This window comes from Pseudoalteromonas sp. 19-MNA-CIBAN-0066 (genome assembly GCF_040308705.1).
In the GTDB taxonomy this organism is placed as follows: domain Bacteria; phylum Pseudomonadota; class Gammaproteobacteria; order Enterobacterales; family Alteromonadaceae; genus Pseudoalteromonas; species Pseudoalteromonas nigrifaciens.
In genome coordinates this window covers 1-274 of the sequence record NZ_JBEONZ010000200.1, presented here as the reverse complement: position 1 = coordinate 274, position 274 = coordinate 1, and the positions used below count along the sequence as shown (strand labels likewise).

Sequence of the window (274 nt, the reverse complement as noted above, 5' to 3'; positions counted from 1 at the left end):
CTATTTTAATTATTGCTAAGTGGCAATTAAAGCAACATAAACTAGGTACAAGTCAATTTGCAATTACGCTGCAAGCTAAGCAGTTGCTGCACAGTGAGCAACGTCTTCAATGGTGCCAATTGTATTTACAAGACTGCTTAATTGATTGGCGAAAACGGCTAAACATATTGAGTTTATTGGCCTCTTTAAGCCCTTTAATGGGGTTACTTGGTACTGTGTGGGGGTTGGTCGTTATGTTTAAACGCATTGCCGAAACTAATCAAGCGGTTACGCC

1 protein-coding gene is annotated in these 274 nt (G+C 40.1%); it reads left to right on the top strand.

All coding sequences use genetic code 11. The features are described from left to right. Nucleotides 1–2: 2 nt before the first annotated feature. Nucleotides 3–274: MotA/TolQ/ExbB proton channel family protein (locus AAEZ18_RS18810; RefSeq protein WP_352255923.1), on the top strand; the 272-nt coding region annotated here is incomplete at its 3' end.